At 47.7% G+C, this 23,196-nt stretch carries 13 protein-coding genes; 2 read left to right on the top strand and 11 right to left on the bottom strand.

Features of this window, described 5'->3' with window-relative positions; genetic code table 11:
- Positions 1-107: 107 nt before the first annotated feature.
- Positions 108-1,283 carry a phytanoyl-CoA dioxygenase family protein gene (locus K6Q96_RS06090; protein WP_251878653.1) on the top strand — a complete coding sequence of 392 codons (1,176 nt, stop codon included), beginning with the start codon at positions 108-110 and terminating at the stop codon, positions 1,281-1,283.
- Positions 1,284-1,494: 211 nt separating this feature from the next.
- On the opposite strand, the gene K6Q96_RS06085 is transcribed toward K6Q96_RS06090, so the two are convergent.
- The 5 genes from K6Q96_RS06085 to K6Q96_RS06065 form a co-directional block, all read right to left on the bottom strand.
- Positions 1,495-3,645: a calcium-binding protein gene (locus K6Q96_RS06085; RefSeq protein ID WP_251878651.1), complete on the bottom strand. Its 2,151-nt coding sequence runs from the start codon at positions 3,643-3,645 to the stop codon at positions 1,495-1,497.
- Positions 3,646-3,971: 326 nt separating this feature from the next.
- A complete protein-coding gene (locus tag K6Q96_RS06080) occupies positions 3,972-6,605 on the bottom strand; it encodes a calcium-binding protein (protein WP_251878649.1) in 2,634 nt (877 codons plus the stop codon).
- Positions 6,606-7,039: 434 nt separating this feature from the next.
- Entirely contained in the window at positions 7,040-9,802 is a 2,763-nt protein-coding gene (locus K6Q96_RS06075; protein ID WP_251878647.1) for a calcium-binding protein, read from the bottom strand.
- A 455-nt stretch (positions 9,803-10,257) separates the two neighbouring features.
- Positions 10,258-12,039, bottom strand: coding sequence for a calcium-binding protein (locus tag K6Q96_RS06070; RefSeq protein WP_434802164.1), 1,782 nt, complete (start codon positions 12,037-12,039; stop codon positions 10,258-10,260).
- 618 nt (positions 12,040-12,657) lie between these two features.
- Positions 12,658-14,019 carry an MATE family efflux transporter gene (locus K6Q96_RS06065; protein ID WP_251878643.1) on the bottom strand — a complete coding sequence of 454 codons (1,362 nt, stop codon included), beginning with the start codon at positions 14,017-14,019 and terminating at the stop codon, positions 12,658-12,660.
- Positions 14,020-14,839: 820 nt separating this feature from the next.
- On the opposite strand from K6Q96_RS06065, the gene K6Q96_RS06060 reads away from it, so the two are divergent.
- Positions 14,840-16,792, top strand: a complete 1,953-nt coding sequence (locus K6Q96_RS06060; RefSeq protein ID WP_251878641.1) for a methyl-accepting chemotaxis protein — start codon at positions 14,840-14,842, stop codon at positions 16,790-16,792.
- A gap of 22 nt (positions 16,793-16,814) precedes the next feature.
- On the opposite strand, the gene K6Q96_RS06055 is transcribed toward K6Q96_RS06060, so the two are convergent.
- The 6 genes from K6Q96_RS06055 to K6Q96_RS06030 all read right to left on the bottom strand — a co-directional run bounded on the left by K6Q96_RS06055 (position 16,815) and on the right by K6Q96_RS06030 (position 22,958).
- Entirely contained in the window at positions 16,815-17,324 is a 510-nt protein-coding gene (locus tag K6Q96_RS06055) for a M48 metallopeptidase family protein (RefSeq protein ID WP_251878639.1), read from the bottom strand.
- Between the two features lie 313 nt (positions 17,325-17,637).
- A complete protein-coding gene (locus K6Q96_RS06050; RefSeq protein ID WP_251878637.1) occupies positions 17,638-18,690 on the bottom strand; it encodes a LacI family DNA-binding transcriptional regulator in 1,053 nt (350 codons plus the stop codon).
- Positions 18,691-18,904: 214 nt separating this feature from the next.
- Positions 18,905-19,873 carry a sugar ABC transporter substrate-binding protein gene (locus K6Q96_RS06045; RefSeq protein WP_002540166.1) on the bottom strand — a complete coding sequence of 323 codons (969 nt, stop codon included), beginning with the start codon at positions 19,871-19,873 and terminating at the stop codon, positions 18,905-18,907.
- Between the two features lie 123 nt (positions 19,874-19,996).
- Positions 19,997-20,809 (bottom strand): ATP-binding cassette domain-containing protein, encoded by an 813-nt coding sequence (locus tag K6Q96_RS06040; protein ID WP_046306553.1) that lies wholly within the window; start codon positions 20,807-20,809, stop codon positions 19,997-19,999.
- A gap of 35 nt (positions 20,810-20,844) precedes the next feature.
- Positions 20,845-21,978 (bottom strand): ABC transporter permease, encoded by a 1,134-nt coding sequence (locus tag K6Q96_RS06035; protein WP_251878636.1) that lies wholly within the window; start codon positions 21,976-21,978, stop codon positions 20,845-20,847.
- An 80-nt stretch (positions 21,979-22,058) separates the two neighbouring features.
- Entirely contained in the window at positions 22,059-22,958 is a 900-nt protein-coding gene (locus K6Q96_RS06030) for a TIM barrel protein (protein ID WP_251878634.1), read from the bottom strand.
- Positions 22,959-23,196 lie beyond the last annotated feature (238 nt).

Genomic DNA, 23,196 nt, shown 5'->3' with positions numbered 1-23,196 from the left:
ATAGAACATATTTTTCAATTCTCAACAAAGTGAAATTTATATTTCATAATTGGCGCTATAGTGAAATAAAGACAGTTATTCGACGATTTAGCCAAAGAGGTATCGCTATGGATTTGCACTCCCCTCCACGCCTTTCGTTTTTTAGCAAAGCAAGCTGCGACATTGAGGTTTTTGCTAAGGTCTGCACGTCGCAAATCACCAACAAAGCCGACTACCCCTTGGCTGATGACGTCATTGATAACGTGTTGATATTTAATGGTGATGCCATGCGCTCTGCTGGATCAAATGTCGGAGCCTTTCAGGACGAAATCGCCCATGCACTGCAATATGGACCGGGTGTGATTGCCATTAAACGTTTCTATGACAACACTGCCGTGATTGATGAAATGAGCGAAGTATTCGAAAAAATCCTTGAGGCGGAGAAGGGATTTGGCGCAGGAGACCACTTTGGCAAAACAGGTCCGCAAGCTAATGGACGCATCTGGAATGTGTTCCAGAAAAGTGCGGAAGCTGACCCGGAAACCTTTGTTGATTACTACAAAAATCCGCTACTGACTTACGTCAGTGAAGCTTGGTTGGGGCCACATTATCAGGTCACGGCACAGGTCAATATTGTGCGTCCCGGTGGTGAGGCGCAGGTTTCGCACCGTGATTATCATCTTGGTTTTCAGGTGCCGGAAGAAACGGTTCGTTACCCACTGCATGCACAGAAGATGTCAGCGATGCTGACGTTGCAAGGTGCAGTTGCGCATACCGACATGCCTTTGGAAAGTGGCCCAACCAAGCTGTTGCCTTTTTCCCAGCAATACCCGCTTGGCTATATCGCATACCACCAGAAAGCCTTTCAGGACTTTTTTGAATCCCACTACATTCAGGTTTCTTTGGAAAAAGGCGACGCAGTGTTCTTTAACCCTGCTTTATTTCATGCAGCAGGTGCAAACATCACCCAAGATTTCCATCGCAGTGCCAATCTACTACAAATCTCTTCAGCTTTCGCCAAGCCTATGGAAACGGTTGATTCTGCAGAAATTTGTCGAAATGTTTATCCGACCCTTCGCGCCATCTGGCAAAACGGTTCACTGTCATCGGCTGAAAAAGCCGCCATCGCCACAGCCGCTGCAGATGGCTATGCCTTCCCAACCAATCTGGATACCGATCCCCCGATTGGCGGACTGGCACCGGAAACCATGGAAGCCCTGCTTTGCCGAGCGCTGGATGAAAACAAGAATGCAGACACCTTTAACATTGCCCTTGCTCAATTGAAGGAAAAGCAACGGGCATAATACCAATCGTAGTCAATATCTGCTCATTCTAGATTGTCAAAATGCTCGATAACTGCGTTGGAAAATTTGACTGTAGAATAACTACTTATCGAATATTCTTGCCTTGTTCTCGAGCATTTCTCCTACCCTATTTCTGATCAGCTACCTACTGTGATTGGTATAAAAAAGCCCGGCGGTTGCCGGGCTGAGTGTTTTCATGATTGCTCGCGATTTAGATGATGCTGATACCGTCTTGATAGACGCTTTCTGCATCTGTCCAAATAGTGATGGTGTTATGTACAGCGTGGTCGAAAACATACGCCTGCAATTCGCCGACTTGTGCGCTGCTCAGACCAAGGATAGAAATCATCTCAGCTGAAAGCGTGGCTGATGGAGTGGCAGCAGCGTTGTAAGTCCAGCCACCTGCTTCCAGATTGAATGAATCATTACCATCTCCAAGGTAAGCAACAAAACCATTCCATTCACCTGGATCGGTGAAGGTGGTCGGCTGAGGCAGATCGGATTGTTCATGAATGGCAAACGCACTGATAGAGACTGACTGATCACCATCATCACCAATTGCTGCCTCTACCTGAGCGATTGGATTTTCACCTCCCGCAGTCACACCGTAAGAGACACCGGTGAAATCAACGTTGGCATCGCCTTGAATGATCAACTGGTCGAAGCCCCGGTCACCCAAATAAACATTGTCGTGGGTATTGATAAAATTGATGTCTGAGAAGTCTTCTGCATCAAACAAAAGGAGGTCGTCACCCTCGCTACCGCGGTAGATATCCAAGCCAGTACCACCATCAAGGATGTAGTCTCCATCAAACCCGGCATCAAGGTAGTCGTTGCCCGCTCCACCGTAAAGCTGATCACTGCCACTACCACCTTTCAGCAAATCGTCGCCTTCACCGCCATATATGACGTCATCACCAGCATTCCCGTAGAGCACATCATTACCAACGCCGCCGTGAATGGTGTCATCCCCGGTACCGCCGCGGATGTCATCATTACCGTCGTTGCCTTCGATGTAATCATCACCCTGCTCGCCCCAAATTGTGTCGTTACCCTGACCGCCAAAGAGCATGTCATCGTCACCCTCGCTGTCTGGTGCTTGTCTGAGAGAAACATTGTCAATCAGCGCACCATACGTGTCAGATTGTCCTTTGCCTTCAAAGCGGATGCTGATGAAATTCATACCCTGTGGAATGGTCACATCAGTGGCAAACGACACATAGTGGTCGTTAGCTTGGGTGTTATCGAAAAACTGGGAATAAATCACATTGCCCTGTTGGTCGAAGACCTTCACTTCAAACTGGCTGGTCGCCGTGTCTGAGCCACGATAGCGGTTGGCATAATCGAAAGACAGCTCCAGCGTAGCATCACCGTTTTCAGCCAGTCCTGTGATGTCGACATCCTGCTGCACCCAAGTGTTGGTGTGGCTGTCCAATTCCAGTACCGTATTGGTGACGTCATTCTGTGGCGTACCACCAAAGGTGCCTTGTTGAAGTTCAATCTTGTTGCCGTCGGGTATGTACCAGCCCGTGACTTGATGATCGTCCAGCAAGCTCCAATGGTTGGTGGTGTTGTTACCATAGTCTTCGAAATCACCATTAATCAGCAATTCTCGGGTACCGTTAACGTCAAACCCGTCATTACCATAGATAACGTCATCGCCTTCGCTGCCGTAAACTTCATCGTTACCGTTGCCGCCATAGAGGATGTCATTACCCGTTAGGCCATCGATAAAGTCATCGCCTTCGTAGCCATTGATGGTGTCGTTAACATCACCCACGGTAGAAGTTGTCAGCGCAACGTTGTCAATCAATGCGCCGTAGCTGTCAGACGTGCCCTTAGCTTCAAAACGCAGTGAAATACCGGTTGTTCCTTCAGGGACTGAAAAGTCGATTCCAAAGTTCACATAGCTGGTATTCGCTTGGGTATTATCGAAGAACTGGCTGTAAAGCAGGTTGCCCTGGTTATCCAACACCTTGACTTCAAACTGACTGGTTGATGTGTCCGAGCCGCGATAGCGGTTGGCGTAATCAAAGGAAAGGTTAAGTGTTGCGTCTCCCGACTCTGTTAAATTGGTGACATCGACGTCCTGTTGAACCCACGTGTTGGTGTGACTGTCGAGTTCTAAAACCGTGTTGGTCACACTGTTCGTCGGTGTACCGCCGAAAGTACCCTGTTGCAGTTCGATTTTGTTGGTACCCGGTGTGTACCAACCCGCTACCTGGTTGTCGTCGAACAGCCCCCAAGTGTTGGAGGTGTCGTCTCCCCAGGCTTCGAAATCACCATTAATAAGAAGATTGTTGCTTTGTTCTATGTCGCCATAGAGCGCATCGACACCGCTGGTGCCATTGATTATTGCCATACCTTTGTCCTCGTTTCTCTTGTTATGTCACGTCCTCCGCGAGGGCTGAACAGCAATATCGATGCGGTGTAAGCTTATTTCCAGTCTTTGGAAACATCGTTAATCAAAGCCAGTTTAGAAACACGTGAATTAGCGAAATCTTTAACTCTAAGACGATTCGAGACAATTCATGAGACACATGTTCACGCGAATCTCAGTCCTTTGGTTTATGCGGGATGATATGCGGTATGGAATGGATGCAGAAATTTAGGCTGATTTAAGCATGGTTCAGAAAAAGAAAAAGCCCGGCAGCATGCCGGGCTTTTTAGACTCACTTCTAATAGAAGTTAGAACAACTCGTCGCCATTGAGAGTGACAGTCTCAGCATCAGTCCATACTGTGATGGTTGAACCTGAGTTGGTTTCAAATACATAGGCATCCAGCTCTGCTACCTGAGTGCTGTTCAGGCCCATGAACGCAATCATGTCAGTAGACAGTTCTGCATTGGGTGTTGCATTTGCATCCAGCGTCCAGCCATTACCATCAAGGTTGAAGGTATCGTCACCCGCGCCCAAGTATGCTACGAAGCCATCCCAATCGCCTGGGTCAGTCAAAGAAGCTGACTGGAATGGGTCGGACTGCGCATTGATAGCGAAAGCATTCGCTGTCACGGTCTGGTTGCCTTCGTCACCAATGACGGCTTCTACCTGTGCAATTGGCTTAGGACCCGAAGTCAAACCGTAAGACTTGCCAGTCATATCGACGTTGGCATCACCTTCAACAAGCAATTGATCGAATCCGCGGTCACCAATATAAACGTTACCGTTTTCTTTCAGGAAATTGAGGTCTGAAAAATCTTCCTGATCGAAGTACATGGTATCATTACCTTCACTACCCACGTACAGGTCAAGACCCGCGCCGCCATCCAGGATGTAATCATCGTCATAGCCAGCTTCTAGATAGTCGTTACCGTCTCCGCCGTAAAGCTTATCGCTACCGCTTGCACCGCGAAGGATATCGTCTCCAGCACCACCATAAATGGTGTCATTACCCTGACCACCCAAAATGGTGTCGTTACCGTCGCCACCGTAAAGGATATCATCACCCTTACCGCCGTTGATGTTGTCGTCGCCTGCATCGCCGTAGACCACATCATTGTCGTCCCCTGCGTGGATAAAGTCATCACCATCGCCACCATAGATGGTGTCTTTATCGCTCACCGTCACTTCTTGGGTGGTTTCAGCAAAATCGGTGTAATCAATCTCTCTCAGGTTTTCATAAGAGTGAGGAACCAAAGTCAGATCAGTCGCTGATGTAATTTCCGGACCTTCGATTTGCAACAGGATCTTGCCGTTTTCTTCAAGGTTCCAGTAATGGTGCTTGTTGCCATCCAGATCCACATCAATGATCGCGAACTTGTAAACGTTAGTGCCGTCCGTGTACTTCAGGGTGTAATCCAGGTTCACCGCGTAAGTGTTGTTACCAATGGTCACGGTCTGGGTTTTATCGTCTGAATACTCATTACAGTAGTTGTCACCATTGAGCACGCCATCGTCATCCTGGAACGTCACTTCGGTCATACCGCCATCGAACGCCAGCTTTGATGGGAAGCACCAAGTGTGGAATTCACCGCCTGATGGCATCGAGAAGTCATCGCCCATCACGAACACTGTGGCCGTTGGATCGGTTTCAATGGTTTCCGTTGCGACATTCCCGCCGTAGATGATGTCATCACCTGAACCGCCATGAATCTCATCATCGCCCCACTGACCATAAATAGTATCGTTACCTGCACCGCCATCAATGTAGTCGTTGTCGTTAGACTTCATTGTCTTCTCAGTAGCGATATCATCGTAGTTGAGAGAGCTAACATTCTGGTATGAGTTGGAAACCAGTGATAAATCGGTCACATCCGTGATTTCAGGACCGTCGATTTGCAATAGTAGGTTACCGTTCTCGTTCAGGTTGTGGTAGTGATGGCCATTACCATCCAGATCCACATCGATAATCGCGAAGGTATATACGTTGCCGTCTGAATCACAGTACTTCAGTGAGTAATCAAGATTAACCGGATAGATCTGACCGTCGATAGTCACGGTTTGAGATTTGTCGTCTGAATACTCATTGCAGTAGTTATCACCATTAAGCACGCCATCATCGTCTTGGAAGGTCACTTTCGTGGTGGTACCGTCAAACGCCAGCTTTGGCGGGAAAGACCAAGTGTGAAAGTTACCGCTGTCCATGGTGAAATCTTTACCCATTTGGAACACGGTAACGGTTGGTTCGTCACTGAAGTTTGGCGTCGACGTATTACCAAAGATGGTGTCGTCACCGTCACCGCCAAAAAGTTTGTCGTTACCGTTTTCACCGGAAATGTGGTCGTTACCTTTTAGGCCATAAACGGTGTCATCTCCACCGCCCGCTGTGATCGTGTCATCAAGATCTGCTGGATTGATAGTTTGTGGCTCAGTGATGTCGTCATAGTTCAGGCTGCTGACGTTCTGGTAAGAGTTAGGTACCAAGGTGAGGTCGGTGCTGCTAGTGATCTCTGGGCCATCGATTTGGATCAGGATTTTGCCATTTTCGCCAATGTTGCAGTAGTGGTGACCGTTACCGTCTGAATCCACATCAACAATCGCGAAGGTGTAAACATTGCCGTCGCTGTCACAGTACTTGAGGCTGTAATCGACGTTGGCAGAGTATTCCTGACCATCAATTGAAACAGTCTGGGATTTGTCGTCAGAAAACTCATTGCAACGGTCATCACCGTTCAGCTGTCCATCGTCATCATTGTAAGTTACGGTTGACGTGGAACCGGTAAAGCTCAACTTAGGTGGGAAAGACCAAGTGTGGAAATTGCCACTGTCCATGTTGAAATCGGCGCCCATCACAAATACCGCACCGGTTTTCTGATCGCTGCTGCCGCTACCAATATCGCCGTAAAGAGTCTCTGCGCCTGAAGTTCCGTTAATGTCTGCCATCACCGCTGTCCTCGTCGTCCATTTAAGGTTTCGCTGACAAATGAAGGTATGAATATTATTGAATATCCATTTATTTTTTAGAGGATACTCATATTCGAGAAAACTAACATAAGTCAGCGGCTGCTGTGACAACAGTTTTATTGATAAGACAGGCTCAAACAATGAATCTATCGCAGATTCAGAATATAGTCAGCGGGTGGGATTAGTACGGTTGATAGGGGCAATGAATGAAGTGCCATTATCAAGATTACAAAAGGATTAGATTAATACAGCTCCTCGGCAGTGTGTCCAGATAGTTAACATGGCTAGTTTTGGATATTGGAAGAACAACAGAGCCCTTCTAATGATTACCTGCCTTAAACCAATCATGACGTGCTTTTTGAATAAAAAAAGCCCGGCAAATGCCGGGCTGAACAAATAGAGATGAGCGTCTCTTAAAAGATATCGTTACCGTCTTGTGTGAAGTGCTCAGCATCGGTCCAGATAGTGATTGTTGAACCTGAGCTATGCTCAAACACGTACGCATCCAGTTCGCCAACTTGGGTATCCGTCAAACCCATAAAGGCAATCATGTCTGCTGACAGTTCGGCTGTTGGTGCTTCCTCTGCATCATAAGTCCAACCAGCTGCTTCTAGGTTAAAGGTGTCATCACCTGCGCCCAGATAGGCCACAAAACCATCCCAATCACCTGGGTCAGTCAACGACTCAGCTTGGAATGGGTCGGACTGCGCATTGATAGCGAAAGCATTCGCTGTCACGGTCTGGTTGCCTTCGTCACCAATGACGGCTTCTACCTGTGCAATTGGCTTGGGACCTGAAGTCAAACCATACGATTTTCCGGTAAGGTCTACATTTACGTCACCGTCAGCAATCAGCTTATCGAAGCCGCGATCACCAATGTAGATAGTGCCTTTTTCTTTCAGGAAATTGAGGTCTGAGAAATCTTCCTGATCGAAGTACATGGTATCGTTACCTTCACTACCTACATACAGGTCAAGACCCGCGCCGCCATCCAGGATGTAATCATCGTCATAGCCTGCTTCTAGGTAGTCATTACCGTCTCCGCCGTAGAGCTTGTCGCTGCCGCTTGCACCGCGCAGGATATCGTCTCCAGCACCACCGTAAATGGTGTCATTGCCTTGGCCGCCCAAGATAGTGTCGTCGCCGTCGCCGCCGTAAAGGATATCATCACCCTTACCGCCGTTGATGTTGTCATCGCCTGCATCACCGTAGACCACATCGTCACCGCCACCAGAATGGATAGTGTCGTTACCGTTACCACCATAAATGGTATCGTTGTCTGAATACAGTTTCTGTTGTTCGACAGTGATAGTGAAGGTGGTGTCGTTAAAATCTTTATCGCCCAGGTTCCAAAGGTCTTCCCACTTGGACGTATCACCGTCTACTTGTTCGTGGTCTTTGCCATCGCCGTTTTCTGCCGCGTTAGATACGTAAACGACCGAGCTAGAAGAACCTTGGGTGACGGTCGAACTCGAACCGGAAAGGTCTAACTCAACGGAACCAATGTCAAAGCCTTGGCGGTCGCCATTAGGAATCAGGAACATGCCAAAGGAAACGCCGCCGGACACGTCGATATCAACGCTCAGGTCATCCACGTTTTTCACATTATCCGCAATCACTGCAGCACGGACGATATTGCCGTTTTCGTCGATGACGTAGTAACCGATGCTGTTGTTGTACCATGCGCTATGTGTGAAATCGCTGACAGTGATAGTGACTGTGTCTTCGCCTTGCAGGTTGTAAACCGTTGCACCGTCAATATGTTCAAGATCGAACGTTTTGCTCGCTTCGTTACCACCGTAGATGGTGTCGTCACCTTCGCCACCGTGGATTTCATCGTCGCCGTGCTCGCCGTAGATAGTGTCGTTACCCGCACCACCGTAGATGGTGTCGTTGTCGTCTTCTACATTCACTTTTTGCTTAAGGGAAACGTTATCAATCAACGCACCGTAGCTGTCTGAACGACCTTCTGCTTCGAAGCGAACAGTGATGTAGTCAACGCCTTGTGGCAGAACAACTTCAGAAGAGAATGACTCGTAGTGGTCGTTTGCTTGGGTGTTAGCAAAGTACTTGGAATAAAGCACGCTTCCTGAACTATCGAACACTTTCACTTCGAACTGGCTGGTTGAAGTGTCGCTACCGCGGTAACGGTTTGCATAGTCAAACGACAGATCAAGAACTACGTCGCCGTCAGCTGCCAGACCTGAAACATCCACATCTTGTTGGACCCAAGTGTTGCGATGGCTGTCGAGTTCCAAAACAGTGTTGGTCACATCATTCTGAGGTGTGCCACCAAACGTGCCCTGTTGCAGTTCGATTTTGTTAGTGCCCGGCGTGTACCAACCTGTTACTTGGTGATCGTGGAACAAACCCCACTGGTTGGAAACATTGTCGCCATACGTAAGTTCGAAGCCACCATTGACCATAAGCTCACGCTCACCTGCGCCAAAGCCTTTGTTACCGTATATGGTATCGTCGCCTTCACCACCTTTGATAGTGTCGTTACCTTCACCACCGTAAAGTGTATCGTTACCCTGACCGCCATCAATGTAGTCATTGCCTTCGAAGCCATTGATCTTATCGTTCAGGCTACCATTAGCATTGTTAGTCAACGACACGTTATCAATCAGCGCGCCGTAGCTATCAGACTGACCTTTACCTTCAAAGCGCAGCGTCACACCTGAAGTGCCAGCTGGCACTGAGAAGTCTACTTCGAAGTTGTGATAGCTTTCGTTTGACTGAGTGTTGTCGAAGTATTTGCTGTAGAGAACGTTACCATCGTCATCCATCACTTTGACTTTGAACTGGCTGGTCGCGTGGTTATCGCCTTTGTAGCGGTTAGCGTAATCGAAAGAGAGGGAGAGAGACGCATCACCTGAAGAAGTCAAGTTGCTTACGTCTACGTCTTGCTGAACCCAGGTATTACCTGTTGAATCCAGTTCAAGCACAGTGTTAGACGATGAGTTAGCTGGCGTACCGCCAAAGTCACCTTGTTGAAGTTCGATTTTCATTCTGCCCGGCGTGTACCAGCCCGCAACTTGGTGGTCCTGGAACAGACCCCACTGATCAGACGAATCATTACCCCAATCCTCAAAGTCACCGTTCATCAAAAGATTTTGGTTGTTCTGGTCGCCATACAAAAAATCTGCGTTAGTCGTTCCGTTGATCTCTGCCATACCTTTGTCCTCATCTTCTTTGTTTGAAAAACGCCGATGAAGCTGTGGGAATCTACCACTCGTCTTCCTGACACAAATTCTCGCTTACAAGTCTTTGCTTATATATGAGATTGCTAACATTCACTCAGCGTTTGGTGTGACAAGAGTTTTAATGACAAGACACTCAAGAACAATGGTCTTGGAGCAAGATCACGCTAATCTCAGTAAGCTTAATTAGCCCTTATTTGAACAGCGATGAGTTAAGTATGAGTTTTAGGCTATTAGAGGAACTAGAATGGGTTTCAGTAGCAACAACAGTGGAAGTTTTCTGACGTATTTTAAACAAAAAGAGAGCAATTGCTCCATATATTAGCCAAACATTCGCCTAATCACATATGCAACGACAGAAACGATCCTCAGAAATTGAAAAAGCCCGGTACAACCAAGTACCGGGCTCACATTAATGAGGCTCTGAGTTAGATGTTGTTACCGTTAGATTTAACGATCTCAGCATCCGTCCAGATAGTGATTTTCTCATCCGCATAGGTAAAGACGTAAGCACGGAGCTCTGTCACCTGCGCGAAGCTCAAACCCATGAACTCAATCATGTCATTGGAAATGGCAACAGACGCAGATGCGTTTGCATCGTAACTCCAGATACCGGCATCGACATTCAGTGTGTCGTTACCAGCACCAAGATGAGCAACAAAGCCGTTCCAATCGCCTGGATCAACCAGAGAAGCGGACTGAAAGCCATCAGACTGAGCATGAACTGCAAACGCGTTCACTGTCACCGCTTGATCCCCTTCAGCACCAATCACTGCTTCAACCTGCGCAATAGGTTTAGGACCGGAGGTGACACCGAATGAAACACCAGTGAAGTCGACGTTTGCATCACCGCTAACAATCAATTGGTCAAAGCCACGATCACCTTTGTAGATGTTGCCGTTCTCGGTAAGGAAGTTCACATCAGAAAAATCTTCCTGATCAAAGTACATGGTGTCGTTACCTTCACTACCGATGTAGATGTCCATGCCAGTTCCACCGTCCATCACGATGTCATCGTCATATCCTGCATGCAGCACATCGTTACCGGCCTCACCATACAGAGAGTCATTGCCACCCGCACCGTAAAGGGTGTCGTTACCCGAACCACCATAGAGTACATCATCGCCAGCACTGCCATTGATGGTGTCGTTACCAGCACCACCGTAAATGGTGTCGTTGCCTTTGAAGCCAGTAATGGTGTCATTGCCTGAACAGCCATGAAGAACATCGTCACCCGACGTACCATTAATTATTTGGTCAGACGCAGTAGTCCCTGTCAAAACACGCATTGAACGTGGTGCTGAGAAGTCCAGATTCTGGCCATTGCGCGCACGCACATTTTCGAGCTGGTTGTTTGGCGTCACACAGTTGAAAACACCAAGACGGTTGTAAGAAAGGTTGTCCCAATCTGACAGCATGACTGCAGTGCCTTCTGACGGCTCAACACGAACTTCATGTGCACGAATCCAGCTTGGCAGTGAGTAGCCTGAACGCTGGCCCACTGGCAGGCAATATCTCTCACCGGTTTCAAGGCTCACGATACAACCCAGTTTTTCACTGCTTGATACAACGCGCATAGAGCGAGGATTTGAGAAGTCTAAGTTCTGGCCGTTGTAAGCACGGACATTGGTCAGTTTCTGGTTTTCAACGGTACCCGGAAATACCGCTAAACGGTTATAGGAAAGGTTATCCCAGTCTGACAACATGACAGCCGCCCCTTCAGACGCCTGAACATAAACTTCGTGAGATTTGATCCAGCTCGGGAGTGAGTAGCCAGAACGCTTACCCACAGGCAGACAGTAGCGCTCGCCAGTTTGGAGGCTAACAATACAGCCTAATTTGTCATTGCTGGCCACGACGCGCATAGAACGTGGTGCTGAGAAATCTAAGTTCTGGCCATTGTACGCACGAACATTGGTCAGTTCTCTATTGGTGACAGTACCAGAGAAAACTGCCAGACGGTTGTATGAAAGATTGTCCCAATCAGACAACATAACCGCTGCGCCCTGTTCTGTCTGGACACGTACTTCATGAGCATAGATCCAGCTTGGTAATGAGTAGCCTGAACGCTGCCCTACTGGCAAACAATATTCAGCGCCTGTTTCCAAGCTGACAATACAACCTTTTGGCGTGTCATCTGCAGACTCGCTTGCGTTTACTACGCCGCTGATAGAAGCCGCTACAGATAGTCCCACTACCCATGTCAGCATGCTAAGTAACTTATTCATAAACTATCGCCTTAATTTGAAGGATATTATTTGTTTTTGTTAGTGGGACATGGTTGCTGCTATTTGGCAAAAGAACATGGTCAGGGAAGGCCTTCCTCCAACCGAGGAGATGTATCGCTAAACAAAACGAATTTAAAGGACACATCCTTGTGCATTGCAAATACAAAATGCAGTTTTTCCAGTCACACATCGCGGGAGCAGTTATCTTTGCCGCTATCAACATCGCCTTGCTGTTTTATCAAATAGGCAAGTTTTACGACTCATTTTAGAGACAGCAAAGTAACAAGTTAGCCACGGTGTAAATGTTTTATACGCATTCAAATTGACGGGCAAACAAGAGGTTAAAGGTTAATAAAAATATCACCCCTAAGCATGAGAAATAAATTAGTTTAGAATGAGTTAAGATGGGAGTCTCTGAGCAATAAAATACCAAGCATTAGTGAATTAGAATAAATAGTGGTAAGATTTTATCTAACATTCACGGTTCTTGAAAAGAATATAAAACAGATTATCAATAGTAAGAATACTAACAATCATATTTGAACAATTAAAAAGCACGATCATTCAGATCGCACTTTTATAGTAGATAGTCCTCTTGTTTTATGCGGTTTTTTCAATAGTCAGATTGTTGACCCATTTGTTACCAAACACACGCCTGATAGTGGGATACAACTTCACTATTTCTTCAGATGTCATCATCAGGAAAACGTACTGAAGTGGTAGCTCCATCCACATTGCTGCAAACGCTGTCATAGGTACTGCCCACACCCACTGGCAAACAACATCCATATTCATACAGAACTTGGCATCACCACCTGCGCGAAGTACACCGACAATCAATGCGATATTGACGTTCCTGACGAAAGCGCTGATCGCTAAAATGGGGAAGCAAAGTGAGACCAGTGCCAGCACATCATCATTAACCTGTGTATACAGCGACAAAATGTAACTTTGCGCCACAAGAATTAACATCGCCGCTGTCAGCCCAGTCAATATTGCGGTTTTGAGTGCATAACGGGCATATTTCTCGCTAGTTTCCAGCTTGTTTGCTCCCAGCGCATTTCCAACAATGATGGCCGTTGCACCAGACAAACCAGACGCTACGCAGAGTGTGATAGCTTCTAGTGGGGAAATAATTGCCATTGCTGCCAATTCATTTTCTCCCATGCGCCCCATAATCAACTGATAAGTGAAAATACCACCACTCCATATCAGGCTGCCAGCAATCACGGGTGCTGTGACATTGGCGTATTTTTGGAAAGTCGATTTTTTGAAGCGAAAATCTGCTGGACCCAGAATCAGCACTTTATCAAAAACACCAATGACAAATAGCGACATGAAAACGCGGAAAAGACGGGCAATCACGGTGCCCCAACCTGCCCCTGCAAGACCCATCGCTGGCAAGCCAAAGTAACCAAAAATAAGGATGAAACTAATTAGGATGTTTAACCCAATTTCGACAAAGGACATATAGAAAGTGGTTTTGGTTTTACCCAAAGCCCGTAAAGCCGCATCCATTGCAATCGAAGGCCCTGCAACCAAAAGCGCAATACTGATGATTTGTAGGTATTCTGTCGCTAGCGCTGCCGTCTTGCCTCCTACATTAAACATGGCTGGAACAACTTCCGGCACTGTCCAGCAGAACAAAAAGATAAGGAAGGACGCCAAGGAAGCCACCAATGCACCGAGTGCGAAGTTACGCCTTAAACCTTGTGGGTCATTGGCTCCCCAATATTGAGCAAGCAACACACCCATCCCAGTTCCTGTCCCCCAGATAAAAATCCCCGTAAACCAAAATACACGGGCTCCAATACCCGAAGCTGCAACTTCTTCGGTACCCAACTGGCTGACCATCAGGTTGTCGATAAAACCGCCACTGCTGAACAACAGACTTTGAAGTGCCAAAGGAAGGCCAAGAATCAAAGCCCTTTTAAGGAAGTAAGTAAAATTATCTTCTGACATAGCATCTCCTTTGCCGACTCACGGTGCCCGGGCGTCCAATCGCTCGAGTTATGTTTGCTATATTAATAAGGTATTTTAATTACCATACAGGAAGCATGGTTGGGAGATGTTATGTAATCCAATGTAATTATTGGTTATTTTCCTAGAACAAGCTCACTAGCTTGTCCATCAAATACGATCATTCTCTGAACCTGCCCTTCATTAAATCCCATTATGAGATTGGATTAATAAACGGAATATCAATTAATTAACTGACTAAATCACCCAGCACCTTTCATTGATTGGGAAGTGAAAGAATTTGTCAGGACGTGCCTTTCAAGGAGTGAGATTCGTATCTGTACGCTTAGGGTCTGTGTTGTATCTTTAGTCAGTGATGGCGGCCTTTCTTAATGCTTAAGAACGTCGCAGAATGCCGCGACTTGGCACTAAGGTCTAACAAAGCAAACGCTGAAGAACAGAACGGCGTCGTAAGTTTTATCAATCAAACAGTTGAGTAATTAAGTGAATTAGCGTCCTCCTCCGGGGCTAATTCATTAAGCAATACGAGCCTCTTCCAGTCATAAGCTTCAGCATTCACTCCTCCACATCTCGCCATGACTTCCATGACTGTAAAAAAATCATAACTATATGACTCGTATATGAATCACCTACTGATTAATTGTTTCACTTTAGTTGGATTGAAGGTTCAGTGCGCGTTATTGGTATTACGACCGAGTGTTAAATCTGCAAATCTCTTTTGCATAACCCGGGATAAAGATCTAATCACACAAGCGAAAGCTCGCAATTCTTACAGAGGTACCAGCCAATTTAGGAGAGACCCATGCTAGGCAAAATTACACTTGCGAAGCAATTGACCCTGTCTTTCTCAGCCGTCCTTGCTTTGCTACTCGTAGTATCAGTCGTTGGCTACGGTGGCCTGTCAAATAGTTACACGAATACCCGCCAGTATCATGCATTAGCGATAAATTCTAACCATGCAGCCGAAGCTCAGTCTGCCCTACTCTATGCCCGTGTCGTCGCTCAGAGATTTTTTAAAACGCAAAACCCGGAAGATGTTACCTTGGTGGGCGAAAAGCTAACTAAGGTGGAAAACAAGATAGCCTTCATCCTAGCAAATGAGACCGATTCAGAGCGCAAAGCTTGGCTAGAAGAGTCACAGACCTTGCTGGCAGAATACGCCCAAACTTTTGCGTTAGTGGTACAAGATTTTCAGGACATGAATAATGTCGTTAAGCAACGCCTAGACCCTAATGGCCTGAGTATGTATCAGACCACCAAACAGATCATGACAAATGCCAAAGCCATCGGCGATGTAGAGGTGATTTTCTTCGCTTCTGAAGTTCAGGAAAAACTCCTCTTAGGACGACTCTTCACCGCAAAATACCTCATTAGCTACTCCCCTCAAGACTTGAATACAGCATTGCTCGAGCTCAATGCAGCACTCCAACCTTTTATTTCGCTAGAGGGCATTCTGGAGGGTCAGGAGGACGAACTTTTAAGCGCTTTTGCTGATGCCCATATGGACTATATTATTGCACTACAAGACATCGCAAAAATCGTAAAAGAAGGCACGAACCGTGTCTTTAAAGTTATCGATGTTGTAGGGCCACAAGTCACTGGAAACCTGACTAACTATAAAATGTCGTCGCTCGAGTCTCAGAATGTTTTAGGCGAACAGACAATAGAAAAAAGTGGCAATGCTTTAACAGCGGTGCTTGTTGTTTCTGTTATCGCCATCTTTGTTGGCATATTACTCAGCGTTTTTGTGACTAAAACTATCCGTAGACCTATTGGTGGCGAGCCCAGAAAAATTGAGGCCATGGCACGCGAAATTGCTGAGGGCATACTCAAGAAAGAACTCTCACCAGAGAAAAAGGTAACGGGCATATACGCAGCAATGCGGGAAATGACAGTGAACCTTAGAGATATCATTAAGCAACTCTCTCAATCAATGAAATCCCTGAATGTCGCATCAACCACACTGGTAGAGGTAACAGACGAAACGGCTCGAAACTCAGAGTCACAGGCTGAACAACTCAATCAGACCGCAACTGCCATAAATGAACTTTCCAGTACGGTGAAGGATATCGCGCAGAATGCGCAGTATGCTTCAGATCTTTCCAATCAAGCTGACAATGCTGCTCATGAAGGCCAATCTACGTTAGAGGCAACACAAAACAGCATTGAAAATCTCGTGGGTAACATTGGCGAAGTGAGCCAGGTGATCGCCAACCTTGAAGTTGAAACGAATAATGTGGGTAGCATTTTAGATACCATTCGGGGTATCGCAGAGCAAACCAACCTACTCGCTCTTAATGCCGCGATTGAAGCAGCCCGGGCAGGTGAGCAAGGGCGTGGTTTTGCTGTCGTTGCTGACGAGGTGAGAAGCCTTGCCAGTCGGACTCAGCAAAGCACAGAAGAAATTCAAGAGCTGATTTCACGACTACAAAACGAGTCGAAGCGTTCTGTTGAATCAATGCAAGTGAGTGCTAACGAAGCCAACGCGACTTATGAAAAAGCGAATAAGGCCCGTGATGCTCTCACTACCATCTCCAGTACCGTTGCCAGTATCAGAGACATGAACCACCAGATTGCGGTCGCTGCCGAAGAGCAAAATACTGTCGTAACAAACATTAATCTGTCCGTAGAACATTTAAATGATTTGGGTAAGAGCACAGCTTCCGGCGCTGAAAAGCTATCAAAAGAAGCACATGGCCTCACCGCAATCACCGATAACGTCAATCAGATTGTTGGGCGGTTTTCTGTCCAATAATCCCATAGATGGCAAAAACGCGCTATTTCAGCGCGTTTTTCTGGCTTTCCATGTGAATCAGATATAAGCGCGCATCAAATTCCAACTGGTGATAATCCGGCTCCATATGGCAACAAAGCTGATAGAAAGCTTTATTATGGTCTTTCTCTTTCAAGTGGGCCAGCTCGTGAACCACCAGCATATGGAGGAAAGGCTCCGGCGCGTCCTTGAACATCGATGCTATCCGGATTTCATTCTTGGCTTTCAACTTGCCGCCATGCGCACGTGACACAAAGCTGTGAAGCCCAAGCGCATTGTTCACCACATGAATTCTGCCGTCATACGCCACTTTGCTGATCGGCGACGACTTCTTGAGATATTGGTTCTTTATCTCCTGCACGTAATCATAAAGCGCTTTTTCAGACTTGATGTTGTGTTTGTGTGGGTAGCGCTGCTCCAGCCATGCGCCGAGTTTGCCGGTTTCAATCAGGCGGGAAACTTGTTCAATAAGGTTTTCTGGGTAACCACCCAAATAACGAAGTGCAGGGTTCATGCTTTTAGGGTCTATCGACTTTAGGTACTGCGCAGAGTATATACCCAAATAACCTGAAGATGCTCGCATTCAGAGGTCATCAATGCGTTCAATTCGAGGCAAATTTCGCGAGGAATAGTCGTTCTATTTCCGTGGAATATAACGAAGAAGTGGGTGCATTGAGGCCCTCCCTCCGGGCGAGTTGACTGACGTCGTACTCTTTGTTGTTCCTTTTTGGAGGAGGTGACTAGACCTACAAAGGAACGCCGCGATCACAACGCCAGTCAAACTCGCTGAATCCTGCATCTTCAGGTTGTTTGGGTATACACCGATATCAAGTGCGCGTCTTTTGCGTTGAACCACGCACCACCGCTTCACACGGCAAGGTAATAGATTGTGGCGGCAAATGCGGATCAGCAATGTGTTCGAACAAGGCATCAATAGTGCTTTGAATCATCTGCTCGTTCGGCTGACGAATCGTGGAAAGGTTGTAGGAGCGGCTTTTCGCAAGACGAATATCATCGACGCCAACAACACCAATATCTTCTGGCACGGTCAAGCCAAGTTCATAACGCAGAGCATCCATCCCACCACAGGCCATGATGTCATCAGCATAAAAAAGCGCGTCTGGCTTTTCTGTGTGTTGTAAAATACGCAAGGTGGCATCATAGCCAGCATCGTAGCTGAACTCTCCACCCTCAACCACTTGCCACTGATTGCAGCCACGTTCCATCAAACGGCTGATAAAACCGCGTTGACGATCGATTGTGGCAGAAGTACCTATGGGGCCTGCCACAAATGCGGGCTTGGTGTAGCCAGCATCGAGCAGCATGTCCGCTGCCATACTGCCTGCCAAAACGTTGTCACAACTGACTACAGTGACACTGTTTTCACTGGAGTCGCGACCAAAGATAACTGCTGGCGTATTCTGGGAATGGCAGGCATCAACAAGCTCTTGCGGCAGTGATGCGGACGTGATGATTAGGCCATCAACGTTGTATTCCATCACCAGTTCGACGGCTTCCTGAATATCCATGTCACCATCGACGTGGATAAGAAGGCTATGGCAGTTACGCTTTTGGATTTCGGTAGTAAATCGGGAAAGAATGGGCAGATAAAACGGGTTGTTGAAGTCGGTCATCAAAATGCCGACGAGACTAGAGCGGGATTTGATGCCCCTAGCCAAACGGTTGGGTTTGTAGTTTAACGACGCTGCCGCTTTAAAGACTTTTTCGCGCAGCGGTCTGGAAATACTCGCATCAGGATTAAACGCGCGGGAGACCGCAGAGACAGAAACACCTGCCGCTTCAGCCACTTCTACGACAGTGACTTTACGTTTTTTCTGAATCTGTGTTGCTGCAACGGCAACGTTGGTTTCTTTCGTCATACGCTTTCCTGCTTACAATGTCGTTCCTTCGCCCTCAGGTATACAACCCCTTTGGCGCAACACCATAATAATGAAAATGTTTTCAGCTACACAAGCTGGGCCGACGCCTTTTCATTAGAAATGACTAAAAGTGCTGGTCAGGTTCAGACAATTTCAAGTGAAGGCAGTCTGAAAAGAGCGCGCCCGGCGGAGGGTTGCCGGGCACTTTTCATGGTTAGCGATATTCGCCAGCCAGTTTTTCTACCAACTCAACGTTCTCTTTAGTCACGAAACCTGGACCAGAGTTGATGTTGTTAGATGGAGAAATACCGTAACGGTTGTAAAGAGTCAGCACCATAACAGGCACATAACCTTGCAGGAATGGCTGCTGGTCGATACCCCACTGGATGTGACCGTCTTTGATGCCCTGAGCAATTTCGCCGCTCAAGTCAAAGGTACCGAAGTAGATTTTGCCCAGCTGACGGCTCTTGTCCAACGCACGAATGGTTGGGTGAGCAGACGTTGGACCCAGTGTCAGCACGGCTTCTGTATCTGGGTTTGCACGCAGATAAGCAGATACTTTCTTCTCAATGCCTGTTGGATCCTGGCCCACATCGATCATCTGGCTGCCAAGCTCCACACCCAGTGCATCAGCAAAACCCTGACAACGCTCTACAGAAGCTGGGTTGGTGATGTAGTGGTTAACACAGACAAAGCTTTTCACACCGTCTTTTTTAGCGCGTTTACCTGCACCGTAACCCGCATCATATTCTGGTTGTCCAACGTGAAGGATTGCGCCCACGTCTTCACTTTGCTGGTGAGTACCCGAGTTGATAGTGACAACAGGAATACCTTTTTTCTTCGCTTTTTCCAGTGGACCTTTCAGTACTTCATAGTCCGCGATGGTGGTGATAATACCGTCAGGATTGGACGCAACGGCCTGCTCAATGATGCGAGCCATGTCAGCCAAGTCGCCGGTAGTAGGGTTACGGTATTCCACTTCTACATTGAGCTGTTCGCCCGCTGTACCAATCGCATTCTTGATGGTGTTCCACCAAGAATCTGAGTCCGGTGCATGGCTGATCAGGACAAAGCGCTCACCGTCGGCGAGTGCAGTACCTGGCAGCATTGCGGCCAAACTGGCTGCCATTGCTAACACAAGGACGGACGCTCTCTTTGCTACAGATTTAAGTAGGGTATTCATCCGGTGTCTCCAAGTTATATTATTTATTGTATCCATGGGGCGAGCTGTACAGCTGCCCACCCGGTTACAGCTAAGGGTTGGGCAGCGAACTGCCCCGTCACGTTAACTCTTCTTACTAAAAGCCTAATCCGCAGTGGCAGCATCTGCCCGCTGGAATTCAGCCAATTCTGCTTCGAGTGATTCCAGCTCTTGTCCGCCAGCCATCATCTCGAGTATTTCTTCACGGGTAACATCTTTCTTCAACCAAGTACCCAGACTCTTACCGCGGTTCAGCAGCGTGAAACGGTCAGCAATGGGATAAGCATGGTGAACATTGTGCGTAATCAAGATCACAGCAAGGCCTTTGCCGCGCGCCCTTGCCACCACTTTGAGCACGTTGGCAGACTGCTTTACACCCAGTGCTGCGGTTGGCTCATCGAGGATCAGCACTTTCGCACCGAAATGAATGGCACGCGCAATCGCCAGACACTGACGCTCACCGCCCGACATGGTGCCAATCGGGTGCTCAGGGTCACGCACGTCGATCCCCATGTCCTTCATACCTGCCTTCGCAATTTCGTTGGCATTTTTGGTATCGAACACTTCAAAGGGGCCAATTTTCTTGGTGAGCTCGCGACCCATGAAGAAATTACGCGTAACACTCATTAAAGGAACCAGCGCAAGGTCTTGATAAACAGTCGCAATACCCGCATCAAGCGCATCACGTGGCGACTCAAAGGTAGTGGGCTTACCGTTCATCAGAAACTCACCTTCTGACGGTTTGTGCACCCCTGCCAAGGTTTTAATCAGGGTCGATTTACCTGCACCGTTGTCACCCAACAGACAGTGCACCTCACCCATTTTCACCTGCATATCGATATCTTTCAGAGCAATCACCGAACCGAAGTAACGGCTTACTTTTTTCAGTTCGAGGATAAAATTGTCGTTCTCTGCCATTGTCTTTCTCCTGAATTCCGTTTCCTGATCCGCGTTTAGCGGGCGCTCGTGACTTTCTTGCGAATGAAGTTGTTAAACAGCACCGCGATAAGAAGCATCACGCCGAGGAATACGCGGAACCAGTCAGAATCCACGCCTGTAAAGAAGATACCCATCTGCACCACACCGAAAATCAATGCGCCGAAGAAAGCCCCAATGACCGAGCCATACCCGCCAGTCAGCAGTGCACCACCAATAACCGCCGCGATAATGGCTTCGAATTCTTTCAAGAGACCACGGTCAGCCGCTGCGGAGCCAAACTCCAACACCTGACAAGCGGCGAACACCGTTGCGCAGAATGCGGTGAACATGAACAGCAGGATTTTCACGCGGTCAGTCGGTACACCCACATTTTTCGCCGCGTTGGCATCACCACCAGAAGCGAAAATCCAGTTACCGAAACGGGTGCGCAGCAGCACGAAGGAACACACAGCGGTCAGCAAGAACCACCACACCACGACCATTGGGATGCCAGTGACTACTGGCGTACCGTCAGAATAGGTTTCAATCCAACCCACACTACCGAGCCAGTTAAAGAGCCCTGTCCCTATCTCGCCGCCAAACATGGCGGCCAGCCAGTCACCTTCTGCCAGATTACCTACGCCAGAAATGATGGTTTTGTTGGTCAACGCAATAGACAGTGCGATTGTCAGACCACGCAGAATGAAGAGGAAAGCGAGGGAAACAATGAAAGAAGGTAGCCCAGTGCGAACCACGATGTAGCCATTGATAAAGCCCACCGCCATCGCGCCAACAAAGGCAAAAAGAATTGCTGCCCAGACTGGCCAACCCCAATATACGGCAGGGATAGCAATCATCATCCCGGCAAAGCCAATCATTGAGCCGATGGAAAGATCGAATTCGCCAGCGATCATCAGCAAACATGCACCGACCGCGATAATACCGAGTTGCGCTGACACCACCGTCCAGTTGACGACACCATCAGCGTTGAACATGCCTGAATCCCAGGCGACGAGTGCGAAGAACGCGAATACCAGAATGGCACCGGATACAGAACCCAGTTCCGGGCGGGATAACATACGATTGAGCGTTGAAACTTTGCGAACCCGCTCATCGCCCGGTGCGAGCGGTTTTGAATCTGTCCCTGATTCGGCTTCTTTTACCGACATACTTGCCTCCAAATTCCTTGCTGTATTCGGGCTTTCGCCCGATTCCTTGCTGCCGGATGACAGCTTTCTCTCACTTGCGTTTAAGCAACTTTCGCGATCACCGCTTTCTCAATGAAAGCTCTGCTCTTCTCGGCATCAGTTTTCGCATCGCTTTTCGCTGCCGGGTCAGTGTCCTGCTCAACCGTGACCCAACCGTTAAAATCAATATCGATAAGTGTTTGTCTTACCTCGTCAAAATCGACACAACCCTGCCCTAACGGACAAAAAATGTTATTCCCTATTGCAGTATAGAAATCAGTACCAGCCTTGACGGATACCGCATGCACGTCGGCGTTAATATCTTTGAAATGCAAGTATTTAACGCGGTCTTTGTAGGTGCGGAGCACTTCGCTAGGATCCATGCCTGCATAAACGCAGTGGCCGGTATCCACACACAGCGACATCAGCTCTGGCGGCAAGTCACGCATGGCTTTGTCCAGCTCGTCGCGGTATTCAATGTAAGTACCAGCATGGGCATGAAGCGTTGGCGTAATGCCATATTCCGCACACACAGTGCCGACACCACGCAACGTTTCCATCATCTCCGCCCATTGCTCATCATTCAGACGCGTTGCCGTGTCTACCTGGCCCGCTTGATCGGTACGTGGTGATGAAACGTGGTCAATCACCACCAGAAAATCAGCGCCCTGTTCCTTCAGGATTTGGCAAGTAACTCGCGTTTTCTCCAGAATCGCATCGCGTTCTTCCGGCTTATGCAAATACACGAACAAAGTACCCGCAATCAGACCCAATGAACGTACTGACAATGCCTCGTTGAGCGCAGCTTTATCGGTCGGCAGGTAACCTAATGGCCCTAGCTCGGTTGCCCCGTATCCAGCACCAGCAATCTCATCCAATACGGTTTGCCATGTTGGGTTTGCTGGGTTATCGGCAAACTCAATTCCCCATGAGCATGGTGCGTTGGCTATTTTCAATTCCAAGGCAATGTCTCCTTGATTCAATGTTCCATCCCTGTTCAACGCTTCGCGGCTGAACCCGTTGCAAACGCCAAACGATTTAATATTTCGATAATTAAACTTTTCGTTAACACTTTTTAAACATCTATGGTAATGATTTCACTTTGTCAAACCAAACGGCGTCTCAAAAGTGGGCTTTTTGCGGGTGATTGGTGTTATAGAATGAAAAATGAGCGCTAAATCTGATTTTTTAGCTTTCACC

The organism is Grimontia kaedaensis (genome assembly GCF_023746615.1).
Classification (GTDB): domain Bacteria; phylum Pseudomonadota; class Gammaproteobacteria; order Enterobacterales; family Vibrionaceae; genus Enterovibrio; species Enterovibrio kaedaensis.
The sequence above is the reverse complement of the archived record's forward strand: the minus strand, read 5'-3'. Positions and strand labels throughout refer to the sequence as shown.